14 protein-coding genes are annotated in these 15,895 nt (G+C 70.6%); 6 read left to right on the top strand and 8 right to left on the bottom strand.

The window, feature by feature from the left end:
- The first annotated feature begins 39 nt into the window (after positions 1 to 39).
- The 3 genes from IB242_RS16990 to IB242_RS16980 all read left to right on the top strand — a co-directional run bounded on the left by IB242_RS16990 (position 40) and on the right by IB242_RS16980 (position 2,185).
- Entirely contained in the window at positions 40 to 1,353 is a 1,314-nt protein-coding gene (locus IB242_RS16990; protein WP_225540801.1) for an alpha/beta hydrolase, read from the top strand.
- Positions 1,354 to 1,457: 104 nt separating this feature from the next.
- On the top strand, positions 1,458 to 1,691 hold the full coding sequence (locus tag IB242_RS16985; RefSeq protein ID WP_192282370.1) for a hypothetical protein: 234 nt from the start codon (positions 1,458 to 1,460) through the stop codon (positions 1,689 to 1,691).
- Positions 1,688 to 2,185: a DUF1801 domain-containing protein gene (locus IB242_RS16980; protein ID WP_192282368.1), complete on the top strand. Its 498-nt coding sequence runs from the start codon at positions 1,688 to 1,690 to the stop codon at positions 2,183 to 2,185. The genes IB242_RS16985 and IB242_RS16980 overlap by 4 nt, the downstream gene beginning before the upstream one ends.
- A 57-nt stretch (positions 2,186 to 2,242) precedes the next feature.
- On the opposite strand, the gene IB242_RS16975 is transcribed toward IB242_RS16980, so the two are convergent.
- Positions 2,243 to 2,461, bottom strand: coding sequence for a polyprenyl synthetase (locus IB242_RS16975; RefSeq protein WP_192282366.1), 219 nt, complete (start codon positions 2,459 to 2,461; stop codon positions 2,243 to 2,245).
- A gap of 157 nt (positions 2,462 to 2,618) precedes the next feature.
- Between IB242_RS16975 and IB242_RS16970 the strand changes: the two genes are divergently transcribed.
- The gene (locus IB242_RS16970; protein WP_192282364.1) at positions 2,619 to 3,167 is read left to right on the top strand and encodes a hypothetical protein; all 549 of its coding nucleotides are present in this window, start codon (positions 2,619 to 2,621) and stop codon (positions 3,165 to 3,167) included.
- Positions 3,168 to 3,434: 267 nt separating this feature from the next.
- On the opposite strand, the gene IB242_RS16965 is transcribed toward IB242_RS16970, so the two are convergent.
- Positions 3,435 to 3,866: a hypothetical protein gene (locus IB242_RS16965; RefSeq protein ID WP_192282362.1), complete on the bottom strand. Its 432-nt coding sequence runs from the start codon at positions 3,864 to 3,866 to the stop codon at positions 3,435 to 3,437.
- Between the two features lie 306 nt (positions 3,867 to 4,172).
- Between IB242_RS16965 and IB242_RS20870 the strand changes: the two genes are divergently transcribed.
- Positions 4,173 to 4,370 carry a hypothetical protein gene (locus tag IB242_RS20870; RefSeq protein ID WP_343237166.1) on the top strand — a complete coding sequence of 66 codons (198 nt, stop codon included), beginning with the start codon at positions 4,173 to 4,175 and terminating at the stop codon, positions 4,368 to 4,370.
- A 141-nt stretch (positions 4,371 to 4,511) separates the two neighbouring features.
- Entirely contained in the window at positions 4,512 to 4,754 is a 243-nt protein-coding gene (locus IB242_RS16960; RefSeq protein ID WP_192282360.1) for a hypothetical protein, read from the top strand.
- Between the two features lie 144 nt (positions 4,755 to 4,898).
- On the opposite strand, the gene IB242_RS16955 is transcribed toward IB242_RS16960, so the two are convergent.
- The 6 genes from IB242_RS16955 to recC all read right to left on the bottom strand — a co-directional run bounded on the left by IB242_RS16955 (position 4,899) and on the right by recC (position 15,709).
- The gene (locus IB242_RS16955) at positions 4,899 to 5,189 is read right to left on the bottom strand and encodes a HigA family addiction module antitoxin (protein WP_192282358.1); all 291 of its coding nucleotides are present in this window, start codon (positions 5,187 to 5,189) and stop codon (positions 4,899 to 4,901) included.
- 17 nt (positions 5,190 to 5,206) lie between these two features.
- Positions 5,207 to 5,488 carry a type II toxin-antitoxin system RelE/ParE family toxin gene (locus IB242_RS16950; protein ID WP_192282356.1) on the bottom strand — a complete coding sequence of 94 codons (282 nt, stop codon included), beginning with the start codon at positions 5,486 to 5,488 and terminating at the stop codon, positions 5,207 to 5,209.
- A 103-nt stretch (positions 5,489 to 5,591) separates the two neighbouring features.
- Positions 5,592 to 7,574, bottom strand: a complete 1,983-nt coding sequence (gene recD, locus IB242_RS16945; protein ID WP_192282354.1) for an exodeoxyribonuclease V subunit alpha — start codon at positions 7,572 to 7,574, stop codon at positions 5,592 to 5,594.
- Positions 7,571 to 7,837 carry a hypothetical protein gene (locus tag IB242_RS16940; RefSeq protein WP_192282352.1) on the bottom strand — a complete coding sequence of 89 codons (267 nt, stop codon included), beginning with the start codon at positions 7,835 to 7,837 and terminating at the stop codon, positions 7,571 to 7,573. Before IB242_RS16940 ends, recD begins: the two co-directional genes overlap by 4 nt.
- A 143-nt stretch (positions 7,838 to 7,980) precedes the next feature.
- A complete protein-coding gene (locus IB242_RS16935) occupies positions 7,981 to 11,604 on the bottom strand; it encodes an exodeoxyribonuclease V subunit beta (RefSeq protein WP_192282350.1) in 3,624 nt (1,207 codons plus the stop codon).
- 685 nt (positions 11,605 to 12,289) lie between these two features.
- Positions 12,290 to 15,709 carry an exodeoxyribonuclease V subunit gamma gene (recC, locus tag IB242_RS16930; protein WP_192282348.1) on the bottom strand — a complete coding sequence of 1,140 codons (3,420 nt, stop codon included), beginning with the start codon at positions 15,707 to 15,709 and terminating at the stop codon, positions 12,290 to 12,292.
- Positions 15,710 to 15,895: the final 186 nt, after the last annotated feature.

Genomic DNA, 15,895 nt, shown 5'->3' with positions numbered 1-15,895 from the left:
GTCATTGTTTACGTAAACATTAACCTAATTGAGGTGCACATGCACAGTCTGCCGTTCGCCATGCTCTTCGCGATGGCCGTGCTCCAGCCCGCGGCAAGGGCGAACGAGCCGGATGCATCGCAGCCGCAGGCCCCGTCCTGCCTTACAGGCAGCTATCGCATGACGGACGGCGAGTTGCTGGACATCGGGCCAGGGGTGCCGGGTGCGCTTCGTTGGCGGCGTCCCGATGGCCGAACCGGCGCACTGACTCACCAGGACGACGGTACTTGGGTCAGCACGCTGGGTTGGACCGGGCGCCCCGATGGCCATCAGTTGAGCCCGGCGGACTGCGCGTCGGGCCGGATCCGCTTCGACGATGTCGTGGGAACGCGACAGACGTTCGTGCAGGTGGACACGCGCTTCCAGGGAAGCGGCGTAGCGTTGAACGGGAGATTGACGCTGCCGCCAGGCGAGGCCCCGGTACCGATTGTCGTGCTCGTGCATGGCGCGGAACGTTCCTCGGCGGTGGACGCGTATTCCCTCCAGCGTGAGTTCGCGGGCCAGGGAATCGGTGTATTCGCCTACGACAAGCGCGGCACGGGGCGCTCGGCGGGGCGGTATACGCAGAACTATCTGACCCTGGCCACCGATGCCATCCATGCCATGCGCGAAGCGCGGCGTCTCGCGGGTGCGCGTGCGGGACGCATCGGGTACCAGGGCGGCAGCCAGGGAGGATGGGTGGCGCCATTGGCCGCACGCATCGAGCCTGTGGACTTCGTGATCGTGAGCTTCGGTCTTGCGGTGTCGCCGATCGAAGAGGACCGTGAAGCGATTGCTTTCGACATGGAGCGCGCCGGTTTCGGCCCGGACGTGCAGCGCAAGGCCGCGGAAGTGGCCGATGCCACGGCCGCCATCATCGAAAGCGACTTCACCGACGGGTTCGACCGGCTCGATGCGGTGAAGGAACGGTACGGGAAGGAACCGTGGTTCCGGTTCGTGCGCGGCAACTTCACTTCGTACCTGCTGTCCACTCCGGAGGAAGTAGCCCGCAGGGACTTTCCCGCGCTGCTTGAAGGCGTGCCCGCGCACTACGATCCGATGCCGGTGCTTTCCAGCCTCGACGTGCCGCAGTTGTGGATCCTCGGTGGACAGGATCGCGACGCGCCCCCCTTTGAAACGCTGCGCAGGCTGGAGGCGCTCGAGCATGCCGGGCGTCCTGTCGCCACCCTCGTGTTTCCGCTGGCGGACCATGGCATGTACGAGTTCGAAGCCGATGCGGATGGTGAGCGGGTGTCGACCCGTCAACCCGAGGGATATCTGCAGGCGATGGTGGAGTTCATCAAGAACACCGATGAAGACGGCACTCCGAACTGATTCCTGCGGCACGACGGATGCCATGCGGCCATGCACCGAGCGACACCAGGCTCGAAGGGCCCTTTACCGGGATGACGTTCAAACACATGCGGGAGGATCGATCGATGCGCTGGAGCGAGTTCGTCAGGTGGGCCCATCGCTGGTTGTCGATGGCGTTCACAGTAACGGTGGTCGCGAACATCATCGCCGTAGCCAGTGGCCGGCAGGTGGAGTGGCTTTACATGCTGCCGCTCGTTCCGTTGTCGCTGCTGGTCCCAAGCGGGCTCTACATGTTCTTCCAGCCTTGGCTGCGAAAGAGGTCCGCACAAGAACCCGGACGCGACGGAGCCGGGCCATGACCGGACGTAAGGACAGGCCTTCTGGTCGACGCAGGAAAGAGCCGTCAAACATGCTCAAGCCTGAGGCCGGCGTACGGTCCGTCCCGGAAGAGGGTGTCGTCCTGTTGTCGGGCGGCAATCCTCGCATCGCGAAGGGGTATGGGGATGGCCACGTCCAGAAGTACATCGCCGCGATGCCCGGATGGAAAAGCGAGGTCGGGAAGCGACTCGACCGGCTGATCGTGAAGGCTGTTCCGGACGTAGAGAAAGCCGTGAAATGGAACTCTCCGCTGTATGGCTTGGAGAAGGGCATCTGGTTTCTTGGGTTCCACTGCCTCACGCGCTACGTAAAGGTCGCCTTCTTTCGCGGCATGGCACTCGATCCTGAGCCGCCCGGTAGCTCCACGCAGAATGATGTGCGCTATCTCGACATCCATGAAGGCGATACGTTGGACGAGGGCAGGTTCGTCGACTGGGTGATACAAGCCAGCAGACTGCCTGGCGAAAGAATGTGACAAACAGAAAGGTGCCGGGGACAGTTTTCTTTTGTGCCGCTGTCGCGATGGGCTGGGTCACTTCCTCAAGCCGGCCACCACTTCCGACACGCTCAGGCCCAGCTCGAGCTGGAGGCGGACGTACTCGCGTTCCTTGCGCGACAGGCGGCGGCCGATTTCGATGCGCACGTCCTCGGCTTCAAGAATGCGCAGGATTCGCGGCATCGCCGAGCCGATGGTGTCCGCGTCATAGCCCGCTTCACGCAGCGCGGCATCCAGAATGGCTTCGATATCCATGACGCATCCAGATCTCTTTGGGGCGTCGCATTGTGCACTGCTCGGGGCGCAGGTTCACTTTCGTCGCCTCAGCCGGTCGGCGCATGATCGCCGCCGTGCCGCTGCCCCGTGCTTGCGGCACACTTTCCCCACACGCCCCCCTGCAGAGACGCACGCAATGACCTTCCCCGACGAGTTCGACCCCGACGACAACTACACCGACGATGCCGAAGCCGCCGAAGTCGACAACGATGCCGGGGTGGAGGTGCTGGTCTGGCAGCTGCTGCTGGCGATCAATCCGGGCGACGAGGACGCGGCGCTGCAGCAGTTCGGCGCGTTTCAGGAGGCGCTGGGCGGTGGTGACCCCGAGGAAGCAGACGTGGTGGCGCTGCTGCGGGACGTGACCGACTGGAAGTCGGGCTTCCATGTCGAGGAAACCGAGACCGGCACGCTGATCGACTGCCTCACCCAGCTCGCCGCCCGCTTCAACCTGGACATCGACTGGGACGTGGAAGACCCGACCGACGAAGCCTTCCTCGCCGGCACGACGGCCAGCGAACTGCTCGAAACGGCCTACGACCAGCTGCGCCTGGACGGCTACACGCTGTGGACCTGGGAGACCGGCAGCGACGCGTTCGCCGGCTGGATGACGCTGACCAGCGACAACGAAGCCGTGCGCGTACTCGCCCCGGCGCTAGGGATCGATGCGCGGCCCGCCGGACGCTGATGCGCCGTGGGGTGTGTCCGCCGCGGGCGGCGGCGACCGGTTCGCCCGCTGATTCAGGGCACGTGTGCCGCGGCATCGCCATCGGGCTGCCGGACTTCGATGCATGGCGCGCCTGTCGCGGGCGGATGTGGATGCGGCGGCGGCGGAGCAAGCGGCCACGTGTCTGTGCGCGGCCGCCACGATGACCCGCCCGGCAATGCAGCGGGTCAAGCCAGGAAAGACCTGTGCCGTGAGGCGGCTGCAGCCTGGGCCGCAGCCGCCTGTCCCTCAGTTGCCCGGTGCGTTGGCGATCTTGCACAGGCCGGTCTTGACCGTGTCCTGCGACGTGGTCTGCATGCCGGCGATGCTGAAGCTGGTTTCCACGCGGATCACGCCGCCATCGCGCTCGCTGACGATCGCGGTGACCGGCGCCACCGAGCCGTTGCCCATGGTCACGGCCTGGCCGGCGGTGATCACGCCGGTGTCCTTGCTGCTGTTGACCGCGCCGAAACCGCCGGCCGCCACTTCCTGGGCGACCTTGCGGAACGCGGTGTCGTAGTTGCTGCCGGTGTGCTCGGCCCAGGTCTTGAACTGCTTGCCCTTGAAGAACGAGCCTTCGACGACGAAGTTCTCTTCGCAGGTGGCGGCAGCAGCGGTGTTGATGGCGGCGACGGACGCAATGGCGACGGCCACGGCGGCGGTCATGGTACGGAAGTTCATCGATTGTTCCCTGAGCAGAAATGGCACCTGCGCCGGTGACGGCGCACCCTTGGCGATCACCCCACGGTGAGCTCGCGGCGGGAAGGCTATCACCGCCTTTTGCGGCCGCGGCGGTCTGGAGATTTCCTGCCGCCTCGCCATGCGAATTCATGTGATGCGGCGCACATTCGAGGACGCCCGATCGGCACGCGACCGGAGGGATCTCCCGCCAGGAGCCGCCGGTGCGCGGGGAGCCGGCGTGGTCATCGCACCGGCATCGCGGACTTCCGGGGCCGCGGACCGCCCGTCACGCGATCCGCCGAATGGATGGCCGCTGACGCCGCTCCCGAGCCAGGCGTAGAGTGGTCACGCACGCCACATCCGTGGCGCTTCCGGCGCGATCGAGCCAACTGCGAGGGTGTCATGAGCAAGGGGATGGACCAGAAGAAGAACCAGAAGAAGGAACCTGCCAGGACGCTGAAGGAGAAGCGCGCGGCCAAGCAGGAGAAGAAGGCCAACAGGTAAGCGGCCCGGCCTGCCGCAAGGGCCGGGGCGTGTGTCCCGGCCGATGCGGTGAGTTCCGGTCCGGGGCTGCCACCGGGGCAGGCGCAGGTGCGCCACCGGCGCGGTCCGGCTATCGTTCCGCCCTGCTCATGAAGGCCTCCGATGAAGAAGACCTACGATCCACCGCTGGCCACCAACCCGCACGACCCGCTGTTCCGCGTCGACAAGGGCGTGGCATCGGCACGCCAGCGCCTGGATGCGGCGATCGACATGAAGCGACACCACACCAGCCACAGCCTCGCCCAGGAAGTGATCAAGGAAGCGCGCGAAGGCCTGCGCAAGGCCGAGCATGCGCGCGTGCTCAAGCTGAAGGAGCTGGCGGAGAAGGCGACGGCCAGGAGCTGAGCCCACCATTCTCCCGGCGTCGGCAGAATGGTCCGGGTGGGTCGCAGCACGATTTGAACTGCTCGGAGTTTCCGAATGGTGGGTTCAGGGTCGCCCCCTCTCCGCATCAGCCGGCGAAAGGCCGTCCCGCACGGAGCGCGGCCATCACGCCACCAGCCGCTCGATGCGTGCAGGTAGATCGCCCAACGCCCGATGCGCTTCTTCCAGTTCGTAGTCGGCCTGCAGGCCGAGCCAGAAGCGTTCGGTCGTGCCGAGCGCCGCGGCCAGGCGTACGGCGGTGTCGGCGGTGATGCCGCGCTTGCCCAGTACGATTTCGTTGATGCGGCGCGGCGGCACGCTGGTGGCGCGGGCCAGCGCGTTCTGGCTGATGCCCATCGGCTCGAGGAATTCCTCGAGCAGCACTTCGCCGGGATGGATGTTGGGCAGGGGTGCCATCGACGGATGCCTCATGCTCAGTGGTAATCGACGATTTCGAGATCGGTGACGTCGCCTTCCGTCCATCGGAAGCAGATGCGCCACTGGTCGTTGATCCGGATGCTGTACTGGCCGCGGCGGTTGCCTCTCAGCGCTTCCAGCCGGTTCGCGGGCGGGATGCGCAGATCGTCCAGATGAGCCGCGGCATTGAGCATGCGCAGCTTGCGGCGCGCGACCGGCTGGATGTCGGCCGGCAACCGGCGGGAGCGCTCGCCCAACCAGATCTTCTCGGCTTCCTTGTCGATGAAGTTCCTGATCACGCACGAACCATAACGGGATTCGTTATATGACGCAACCCGTCATGGGCAGCCATTCAGCTGCAATGTGTCTTGGGGTGGCAATTCCCGGACGAAGGGCCGTTGGTCAGAACAAGGCACCTTGCAGCGGCTGGCCCGTGCCTTCGCCACGCAAGGACTCCGCAGCTGGTGCGAGGACGGCAGGCTCTTCGTCCCTTCCCAGCCGCCAGCCCAGCCCCGACATCCGCACCGCGTGCCGGGCCAGCGCCTCGCGCAGCACCTGGGCGCTGCCGGCCACGTGCAGGCGGGTGCGGGCGCGGGTGATGGCGGTGTAGACCAGTTCGCGGGAGAGCACGCGGCTGGGGGTGCGCGGCAGCTGCAGCCAGACCTCGTCGAACTCGCTGCCCTGGGCCTTGTGCACGGTCATCGCAAAGGCGCTTTCGTGCTGCGGCAGCGCGGCCGGGTGGAAGGCGCGGACCTCCCCCGGGGTGTCGCCGGGGAACCAGGCCATCAGCACGCCATGCGCGTCGGTGAGGCAGATGCCGATGTCGCCGTTGAACAGGCGGTGACGGTAGCTGTTCTCGGTGATGAGCAGCAGGCGGCCGTGGAAGTACGCCGGCGCCGGGCCGGTGCGGCGACCGGACAGCAGTTCCTCGATGCGGGCGTTGAGCCCGCGCGCACCCTGTGGTCCCGCGCGCACGGCGGTGAGCAGGCGCAGGCGCTGGGCCATGCCCAGGGCGGTGGCGGGATCCGGCGCGTCGGCCAGGCTGCGCCAATGCGCGAGCAGGGCATCGCGGCGGACCTCGAACGGATCCAGCACGTCTTCGTGGAATGTCACGCCGCGCAGCCGGCCGCCGCGCAGCAGGGACAGCGCGGTGTCCGCATCGCCTTCGCGGGCGGCTTCGGCCAGCGGGGCGAGATCGAAGTCGGCGTCCTGGCGGTAGCCGCGCAGCAGCTGCACGCGGTGGCCGCGCAGGCCGCTTGTATCGGCATCGACCGGTATGGCAGCGCCAAGCAGCGGCTGCAACGCGTGGGCGTCATCGGCCTGCAGGGCGTGACCGGGGCCGGCGGCGCCGAGGATGGCGGCCAGCACGTCACCGGCTTCCACCGAGGGCAACTGGTCGGCATCGCCGAGCAGGATCAGCTGGGTGCCATCGGCGACGGCGTCGACCAGCTTGCACATCAGCGGCAGGTCGACCATCGAGGCTTCGTCGACCACCAGCACGTCCAGCGGCAGCGGGTTGTAGGCGTGGTGACGGAACGTCGGTGAATCAGGAATCGTGCCGAGCAGGCGGTGCACGGTGCTGGCGGTGTCCGGCAGCGCGGCGCACAGCGCCGGTTCGACACCGCTGGCGACCATGGCCTGCACCGCGCGGCGCAGGCTTTCGGCCATGCGCTCGGCAGCGCGGCCGGTCGGTGCGGCCAGGGCGATGCGCGGCGGTGGAAGACCGGCACGCAGCGCCTGCGCGATGCGCAGTACCAGCAGGCGGGTGATGGTGGTGGTCTTGCCGGTGCCCGGGCCGCCGGTGACCAGCAGCAGCGCGCGGCGCAGGGCGAGCGCGGCGGCGCGGGCCTGGCGGTCTTCGCCCAGTCCCCCGTCTTCCGCCCTTCGGGCACCCGCCTCCTCACCCGAAATCGGGAAGGCGTCACCCGGAAAGAGCATCGCGAACACATCGCCGACGGCAGCGATGTCGCCGCTGCTCAGCGGGTGCGCCGCGATGCGCTTGAGGCCGTGCGCCAGGCGCGCTTCGTACTCGCGGTAGCGCCGCAGGTACAGCAGGCCGGCGTCGCCAGCGACGGATTCGAACACCAGGGGCGCGTCCTCGGCCGATGCGGCGAGCGCATCGTCGGGCCTCGCCACCCAGGGCGAAGCGCGCAGCTGCTGCACCCAGCTGTCGGCATCGGGCCAGGCCAGGTCGGCATCGACCAGCAGGCGCGGGCGCGCGGGGTCGAAGCCGGCGTGGCCATTGGCGACGGCGAGCGATGCCAGCGCGGCGGCGGCGAGCACGGCATCGGGCGTGTCCGGCTGCAACCGGCGCAGGCTCTGGGCGAAGGCGTGGTCCAGGGTGCGCAGCGCGCCCTGGCGCTGCAGATCGGCGAGCAGGCTCATGCGCCAGCCTCCTGCGTGACGCCGGCGGACGGCGCGTGAACCGGTTCGCTCAACCACGCAATGTCGCGATGGGCAGAAGCACCGGGCTTGCTGCCGCGATACGCATCCGCTTCGACCAGACGATGGCCGGCGATCGCACGCGACATCGGTGAGCGTGCAGCGAACCGCGGCTCGCTGCATGGAGAACGAATGGTGTCGAGGCGGTCACACCAGGCGATGCGATGGGGCCCCTGCCTTCTGCCGATGCCGGCATCGGCAGCCATCGGTCGGGCTGGAAAGCGGGGACGCATGCCGGCTGCAATCGTCGGGCAGCCGCCTACGCGACCCTGCTTTCGCACCGGATGCCGGCCGCACCTGCGAACGGAGGCATGTACTGGTGCGACTGGGCGGTGCATGCGGGGCGGCATCATGCGGCAGCCTCCAGCGTGGCGCCGGCGAACAGCGCGTCCAGCGCGTCGATCAGTTCGGGCGCATGGCGATGCGCGAACACGCCGGGGGCGCTGGCATCGGGCGCAGGGTCGGCATCGGGCTCCAGCCCGCGGCAGAACAGGTAACGGATGCCGCCGAAATCGCGCGCGTAGTCGTAGGCGTCGCCGAGGCGGAAACGCAGCCAGCGGTGCAGCGCCAGGGTATAGATCAACGCCTGCAGGTCGTACTCGCTGTGGGCCATCGCCCGCTGCAGCGCGCTGGCGTCGTAGCCGGGCAGCCGGTTGGATTTGTAGTCGAGCACGTACCAGCGGCCATCGTGGGTGTAGGTGAGGTCGATCAGGCCGGTCATCAGGCCTTCCAGGGTGCGGCGCAGGCCGAACGCCTGGCGGTCGGCGACCACGCCGTGGCGGTGCAACAGGGTGAGCAGCGCCTCGACCGCGGTTGGCTGCAGCGCGAACTGGAACTCGATCTCGGCGCGCCGCGCCTGCGCCGGCAGCGCGCACAGGCGCAGGCCTTCGGGCAGGGGCACGGTGAGGGTGCGGCCGATCAGGTCGGTCAGCACGGCGACACCGTCGGCGATGTCCTCGGCCGAGTAGCCACCACTGCGCAGCGCCTTCTCGATCACCTCGACCTCGCCGGTGGGCGCGGAATCGCCGCTGCGCCAGCCCTGCCAGGCGGCGAAGTCGCCGTTCTCCAGCGCCTCGTGCAGGACCACGCCGAAGCGGTTGCCGGCGAAGCGCGGATCGTAGGTGTCGACCGGCTGCGGCGCGTCCTGTGCGGGGTCGGCATCGGGCTCGTCGTTGCCGCCGGCGGTGGCGACGGTGGCGCGGGTGGATGCGTCCTGCTGGCCACTGTCGGCATTGGCCAGCTGGGTGAAACTGTAGACCCACCAGTCCGGCGCGATGTGGCGCCGCACCGGACGCGCGGCCGGCGGCACGCCTTCATCGACAGGCGGCAACCACGGCAGCGTCGCCGGCGGCAGGCTGGCATCGCGAACGATGCCGGGCGCGTCGGGCAGGCCGTCGAGCATGGGCGCCAGCGCGGTCTGGCCGGCGTTGTAGAAGTCGCCGGTGGCGATCCACAGCGCATGCTCGGCGCGGGTCAGGCCGACGTACAGCAGGCGCGCGTCCTCGGCACGCTGGGCCTCGATCCACGCCGCACGGGCGGCGCCCCAGCCGGAGGTGTCGGCCTGCAGTTTCCAGTGCAGCGCGCGGCGGCCGTCGTCGGTCGGCACGACACAGGCATTGCCCGGGTCCGGCGCCTTGCCGCCGATGCCGACGAAGGGCAGGAACACCAGCGGGTACTCCAGGCCCTTGCTCTTGTGCAGGGTGACGATCTGCACGCGGCGGGCATCGGATTCCAGCCGCAGCAGCTGGGCCTCGTCGTTGGGGTCGGCGCCGGCGATCTGCTGGCCCAGCCAGTCAACCAGGCCCTGCAGGCCCAGCGCGCGCGCATCGGCCTGCTGCAGCAGCTCGCCCAGCTGCAGGTAGTTGGTGAGGCGGCGCTCGCCGTCGAGCAGGCCGAGCAGGCGCTCGGCGTTGTCCGCGCACAGGTCGCCGACCAGCGCCAGCGGGCCGCCGCGCTGCCAGCGCTCGCGCCAGGCCAGCGCCTTCAGCTGCCAGGCACGGTGGCCGGCGCCGTCGTCTTCCAGCGCGGCGATGCCGGTGGCATCCACGCCCAGCAGCACGGTGGCCAGCGCCGCGCGCAGGCGGCCGTCGTCGGCGGTGTGCAGCAGGGCCAGCAGCAGGGTCAGCAGCTCGTGCGCCTCGGGCGTGGCGAACAGGCTCTGCTTGCCTGCGGCGACCGCGGGAATGCCGACCGCCGCCAGCGCCTGCTGGATGCGCGTGGCCTCGCCGTGCTTGCGCACCAGCACCGCGATGTCGCCGGGCTGGACCGGCCTGCCGTCGAGCGTGGCGGTGCCGGCGCGTGCATCGCTGAGCACGGCGTGGATCGCGGCAACGCAGGCCTCGGTGGCCAGTTCGCGCGCGCGGCCGGCGCTGTGCGGTCTGCGTTTGCCCTTGTCGTCCACGGGCGGCGCTGGCGCCTGCCACAGCGTCAGTGCGGGCGCGGCACCGCCATCGCGCGCGTAGTCGGCATCGTGCCGCTTCGTGCCGGGCGACACCGGGTGGAAGCGGATGCGCGGGTCGACGAAGGCGCGCGCGCCCGCCTGGGTGTACAGCGCTTCGATCGCGGCCAGCAGCGACGGACGCGAGCGGAAGTTGTGGTCCAGCGTGGGCGCGCGCGCGGCGACATCGGCGGCCAGCAGATAGGTCTGCACGTCGCCGCCGCGGAAGCCGTAGATCGCCTGCTTGGGGTCGCCGATCAGGAACAGTGCGGGCGTCAGCCCGGCCTCGCGCACCTGCGGCGAGTCGCCGAACACGGTGTGGAAGATGCTCCACTGGCGCGCGTCGGTGTCCTGGAATTCGTCGACCAGGGCGATGGCGTACTGCGCGCGCAGGCGCTGCACCAGCGCCTCGGCCTGCGGGCCGGCCAGCGCATCGGCGACGCCGTCGATCAGGTCGTCGTAGGTCTGCACGCGCAGCTGCTGCTTGCGCAGCGCCAGGCGCACGCGGGCGTCATCGCGGATGCGGTGCAGCAGGGCGGTCTTCGCCTGCTCCTGCCAGGCCTCCATCGCCTGCGCCGCATCGGCCCAGGCCTGCAGCGCATCGAACACCGGCGAGCACGGCACCTTGCCCTGCTCGCCGTCCTTGCAGAACTCCAGCAGGCGCGCGGGCAGCAGCTTGTCGAGGTGGTTCTTGTCGTCGAACACCCACGCCGACGACACGCGCCCGGCCTGCAGGGTCTGGAACGCCTTCTCGAAACTGGGACGGCGCGCGCGGCGGCCGTCGAAGACCTTGTTGTCGAACGCGGCGACGATGGCATCGCGCGCGACCGGCAGATGCGCGCCGACGGCCTGGGCGAGCGCCTGCGCGGCGGCGGCCAGCGCGGGGCGTGGATCGGCCGGCAGTTCGCCCGGTTCCGGCAGCAGCACCGGCTGGCGGATCAGCTCGACCAGATCGGCGGCCAGCGCGTCCGGGCCGCCCTTCCACAGCGTGGCGAGCAGTGGCGCGGTCTCGGCATCGGCCGCCTGCACGCGCCACAGGTCGGAGGCGAGTTCGTCGCGCAGCGCGCGGTCGCTGGCCAGCAGTTCAGGAGCCGCGAAGGCCTGGCCGCTTTCCAGCGCATGTTCGCGCAGCACGCGCGCGCAGAAACCGTGGATGGTGAAGATGGCGGCCAGGTCGATCTCGTCGGCGGCCAGCTGCAGGCGCTGCCGCAGCTGCGCCGGGGATTCGCCACTGGCATCGAGGTGCGCGGCGATCAGCGCCCGGCTGAGGATGGTGTCGGGCGCTTCGCCGTCGGCCGGCGGCGTGTCGACCAGACGCGCGGCCAGCGCGAGGCGCTCGCGGATGCGCTTGCGCAGTTCCTGCGTCGCCGCTTCGGTGAAGGTGACCGCGAGGACCTGGCCGATGCGCAGGCGCTGCTCGACCACCAGCCGGGTGACGAGCGTGGCCAGGGTGAAGGTCTTGCCGGTGCCGGCACTGGCTTCGATCAGCTGCGTGCCGGTGAGCGGCAGGGTGAGGAAGGGATCGGCGACGGTCATGCGGCCCTTCCGGCGGACGGCGTAGTGATGACATGGCGGCCACGGGAAGCCGTACCCGGCCGACCCGGGTGCGGCCGTTCGTGGCCGGTGCGTGGCCCGGCGGGGCGGTCGCGGCTGGGGCCGCTCCTACAGGAGGTAATGTGTGCGGCGGCCGGGACCTTGTAGGAGGCCGCTTGAGGCCGACCGTGGTGCGGCCGGTCGTGGCCAATGCATGGCCCGGCATGGCGGTCGCGGCTGGGGCCGCTCCTACAGGAGGTGATGTGCGCAGCGGCCCGGCCGATGCAGGAGGCCGCTTGAGGCCGACCCTGGTGTGACCGGTCGCGACCATTGCGTGGCCCGGCATGGCGGTCGCGGCTGGGGCCGCTCCTACAAAGGATGGCGTGCACGGCGGCCGGGACCTTGTAGGAGGCCGCTTGAGGCCGACCGTGGTGTGACCGGTCGCGACCATTGCATGGCCCGGCATGGCGGTCGCGGCTGGGGCCGCTCCTACAGGGGGTGGCGTGTGCGGCGACCGGGTCGATGTAGGAGGCCGCTCGAGGCCGACCGCGGTGCGGCCGGTCGTGGCCAATGCATGGCCCGGCATGGCGGTCGCGGCTGGGGCCGCTCCTGCGAGGGAGCCGCAGCACGGCGGGATCGCGTGGGGTTTCTGGTGCGCGACGCGGGAGCGCGGCGGTGACGGGCGTGCTCATGCCTCGGCCTCCTCGTCGGCATCGACGGTGAAGTGGCGGCCGTCGTCGAAGCAGGTGTGCAGGGCGCCGTGCTGGACGGCGGCGAACACGGTGTAGCTGATGTCGGCGAACTGGCGCAGCAGGGCGGGGTCGGCGAAGGGATCGCGGCCGCGCAGGGCGAGGCGGTAGGCGTCGCCGGTGCCTTCGCCCCACTGGCGGTCGCCGCCGCGCCAGCGTGCGGTCGCGGCCTTGACCGCCTTGTCCGGGTCGTCGGTGCTGAAGTATTCCCAGCCACTGTACGGGCCGAACGGCAGCGGTGCGGCCAGGCCTTCGCCGCGCAACTGCAGCAGCCGCTGCAGCGCGGCGCGGGCCAGCGCGGGATCCAGCGGCTCGCGCACGAACGGGCCGATGCCGGCGTCGCCGCCATCGTGGAACTGCACCAGCGGAATCTGCAGCTCAGCGGCGCTGGCCAGCAGCCAGTCCAGGCCGTCGCGGATCGCGGACGGGCCGTTGGCGGCACCGAAGCGCACGCGGGCGATGCCATGCGGGTAGACGTCCTTCAACCGCGCATGCAGCTGCAGGCCAGGCAGCGGCAGCACGATGCGCGGCGCGTCCGGCACGGCACCGCCCCGCCAGCCGGCGAAGGCCTGCGCGTAGGGGCGCAGCACATCGACCATGGCGTCGAGCTGGCGCCGACCGAGCGGACCGGACGGCAGCAGCGCGCGGGCGCGCAGGCGTTCGTACAGGCCGGTTTCGTGGCCGCCGAGCAGCGCCTCGAAGATCTGCTGCTGCAGCTGCTGTTTCTCCAGCCCGCCGCCGGGCGCGAGCAGCGGCTCGACGTCGTCGCCGAGCAGGGTCTCGTCGGCCAGGCGCAGGTCCAGGCGCTGGTGCAGGAACTGCCTGGCCGGTGCGGTGAGGAACTGGCGCAGCGCGTCGAGCTGCAGCGCGTCGTTGCCGTCGCCGTCCTCATCGACCACGCGCGCAGGCAGCGGCGCAGCGAACCACGGCGCCAGCGCCTGGCGGGTGCCACCAATGCGGCCGGCCGCGGGCTGCCACTGTGCGCGGTAGCTGAAGCGGCGCGGGTCGCCCTCGGCGCCGAACGCAGCCGGCGCGAACGGCTGCAGCGCGTGCCGCACCGTCAGCGCCTTCGCGGTGGCGGCCGGATCGGCGTGGTAATCGGCCGCGGCCTGGATCAGTTCGGCGACCAGCGCCGAAGGCTCGCGCACGCTGCCGTCGCGCGGGTCGGCGCCGAGATGGCTGACGTAGAACACGTCCTGCGCGGAAGCGAACAGCTGCAGGAACAGGAAGCGGTCGTCCTCGCGGGTGGAGCGGTCGCCGTGGCGGCGCGTGGCGGTGCCCAGTTCGGCGGTCAGGCGGTTGAGACCGGCGGCAGGATCGCGTCGCGGGAAGTCGCCGTCGTTCATGCCCAGCAGGCAGATCACCCGGAACGGCAGCAGCCGCATCGGCACCATGCGGCCGACGCTGACACCGCCGGTGAGCAGCGGCGCGCGGGTGTCGGCCTCGGACAGCACGGCGGCGAAATGCGCGCGCACGACCTCGGCCGGCACCTCGGTGTCGACGCCGGCGCGGCGGGCGTGTTCGGCGAAGTCGTCGATCAGGCTGCGCAGGCGGTCGAGCGCACGCTGGGTGCTGGCAGACGCCGGCGTCTCCGGCAGCAGCGCGTCGAGCAGGCCGAGCAGGCGTTCGCGCCACTGCGCGGGCGGCAGCGCGTCGCGCAGGGTGCGCTGGAAGCGTTCCAGCGCGCGCAGCAGGCGGATCAGCGTATCGAGCGCGTCCAGCGCGCGGCCTTCCAGCGCCGGCCAGGGCGCGACGCCGGCGATGTCGGCCTCGCTGCCGCTGGCGTGACCGAGCAGCAGGCGCTCCAGCGCGAACGCCCAGGTGTAGGCGTCGTCCTCGGGCGCGGCGTGCTGGGCGCGGTGCGCGGCATTCAGGCCCCAGCGCGCGCCGGCGGCCTGCAACCAGGCATGCAGGCGTTCGAACGCGGCGGCATCCAGCTGCGCGGCTTCGGCCAGCGGCGGGCTGGCGAGCAGGTCGAGGATCTCGTTGAGGCCGAAGCGCGACACCGACAGCCCGAGCAGGCGCACGAACACCTCGGCCAGCGGTTCGCCGGCCAGCGGGCTGGTATCGGCCAGCGCATACGGGATGCGCGTGCCGGGCGTATCGCCGCTGCCGCCGAACACGGCGTCCAGATACGGGATGTAGGGATCGATGTCCGGCGCCAGCACCGCGATCTCGCGCGGCTGCAGCGGCGGCTCGAAGCGCGGATCTTCCAGCAGGCCGCGCAGCTGGTCGTGCAGCACCTGCAGTTCGCGCAGGCGGGTGTGGCAGGCGTGGACCTGCAGGCTGGGATCGGACGGATCGAGCGCGGCGCGCGGCGCAGGCCGCCGTGGGGGCACGCGCCTGAACAGGTCGCTCTGCATCCGTCGCAGCAGGGTGTCGCCCAGACCCTCCCGGGCCAGCGGACGCTGGCCGGAATCGAGCGGGTCGGCGTAGACCTCGATCTCGGCGCGCGGGTGCACGACCTCGTAACTGCCGAGCAGGGCCATGAAATCGCGGCCCGCCGCGCCCCAGGCCTGCAGCAGGCGGTTGTCGCCACCGCTGCCGGCGAACAGGCGCTCGTCGTACAGCAGCGGCGCATCATCGCCGGCGGCGATCGCGCGGCGGCGCGCGCCGAGGGTCTGCAGGTCGCCCCAATAGCCCTGCGCCGGTGTCGGCAGGTAGAAGTGCAGCGTGCCGACCCGGGCCTGGGTGGCGAGCACCCGCAGCACGTCGGGCGAGACGTTGAGCGTGGCGAACGCGAACAGCCGCGGCGGCAGGCCCTGCGGCAGCGCGCTGCGCTCACCGGCGAAACGGTCCAGGTAATCCTGCAGACGGCGCGCACGGTAGGCGTGGCCGGCGGCGACGTGCCGCCACAGCAGCGCCTGCGGGTCCTGCGGATCGGCGCCGGCCTCCCAGCGCAGCAGCCAGTCGCGGCGCCAGGCCTGGTACTTCTCGAACACCGATGCGAGTTCACCGGCCAGCGCCCAGGGCTTGAGCGCATCGTCGTCGCGCAGATAGGCGGCCAGCTGCGCCAGCGCCGGACGCGCCAGCAGCTGCGGGTCGGTCAGCGCCGCGTACAGCCGCCAGTGCAGCGTATCGGCATCGAGTTCGTCGCTGACCGGGCCGAGGTTGGCGTCCAGCGCGCGGCGCACGAACTCGCCGGGGGTGAGGAATTCGAGGTTGGCGGCGACGCCGTGCTCGGCCGCCAGCGTGGCCTGCAGCCAGCGCCGCATCGCCACCTGCGGGATCAGCACGACCTCGGGCTCGAGGATCGAGCGGCCCGGCACCGGCTGGCGCAGCTCGGCCGCCAGCAGCCCGGCCAGCACCTCCAGCGCGTTGGACGGATAGAGGCGGAAGTCGGAAGCGGCTGCGGTCATCGCGCCATCTTGCCGCAGCGGTATCGCAGCAGGCGAGACATCAGGAGGATGGCGACCTCGGGACGCGCCCGTCGATGCGTGCACGCGGGGACCACGCCCGCTTCTGGATCGCCTGCGACCGGTGGAAGGCGTCGCGCTAGAACGTGCCCCTGCAGCGGAGGCGGTGCGTTGTGGGCCGGGCTCCCG

Origin of the sequence: Xanthomonas sp. XNM01 (genome assembly GCF_014851915.1) — a bacterium.
Lineage (GTDB): Bacteria > Pseudomonadota > Gammaproteobacteria > Xanthomonadales > Xanthomonadaceae > Pseudoxanthomonas.
The sequence above is the reverse complement of the archived record's forward strand: the minus strand, read 5'-3'. Positions and strand labels throughout refer to the sequence as shown.

Coding starts and splice junctions, on each gene's coding strand:
- IB242_RS16975 (WP_192282366.1), bottom strand. CDS start 2,461: ATGGATATCGAAGCCATTCTGGATGCCGCGCTGCGTGAAGCGGGCTAT.
- IB242_RS16960 (WP_192282360.1), top strand. CDS start 4,512: ATGAAGAAGACCTACGATCCACCGCTGGCCACCAACCCGCACGACCCG.
- IB242_RS16965 (WP_192282362.1), bottom strand. CDS start 3,866: ATGAACTTCCGTACCATGACCGCCGCCGTGGCCGTCGCCATTGCGTCC.
- IB242_RS16935 (WP_192282350.1), bottom strand. CDS start 11,604: ATGACCGTCGCCGATCCCTTCCTCACCCTGCCGCTCACCGGCACGCAG.
- recD (WP_192282354.1), bottom strand. CDS start 7,574: ATGAGCCTGCTCGCCGATCTGCAGCGCCAGGGCGCGCTGCGCACCCTG.
- IB242_RS16955 (WP_192282358.1), bottom strand. CDS start 5,189: ATGGCACCCCTGCCCAACATCCATCCCGGCGAAGTGCTGCTCGAGGAA.
- IB242_RS20870 (WP_343237166.1), top strand. CDS start 4,173: ATGGCCGCTGACGCCGCTCCCGAGCCAGGCGTAGAGTGGTCACGCACG.
- IB242_RS16970 (WP_192282364.1), top strand. CDS start 2,619: ATGACCTTCCCCGACGAGTTCGACCCCGACGACAACTACACCGACGAT.
- IB242_RS16990 (WP_225540801.1), top strand. CDS start 40: ATGCACAGTCTGCCGTTCGCCATGCTCTTCGCGATGGCCGTGCTCCAG.
- IB242_RS16940 (WP_192282352.1), bottom strand. CDS start 7,837: ATGGCTGCCGATGCCGGCATCGGCAGAAGGCAGGGGCCCCATCGCATC.
- IB242_RS16985 (WP_192282370.1), top strand. CDS start 1,458: ATGCGCTGGAGCGAGTTCGTCAGGTGGGCCCATCGCTGGTTGTCGATG.
- IB242_RS16980 (WP_192282368.1), top strand. CDS start 1,688: ATGACCGGACGTAAGGACAGGCCTTCTGGTCGACGCAGGAAAGAGCCG.
- recC (WP_192282348.1), bottom strand. CDS start 15,709: ATGACCGCAGCCGCTTCCGACTTCCGCCTCTATCCGTCCAACGCGCTG.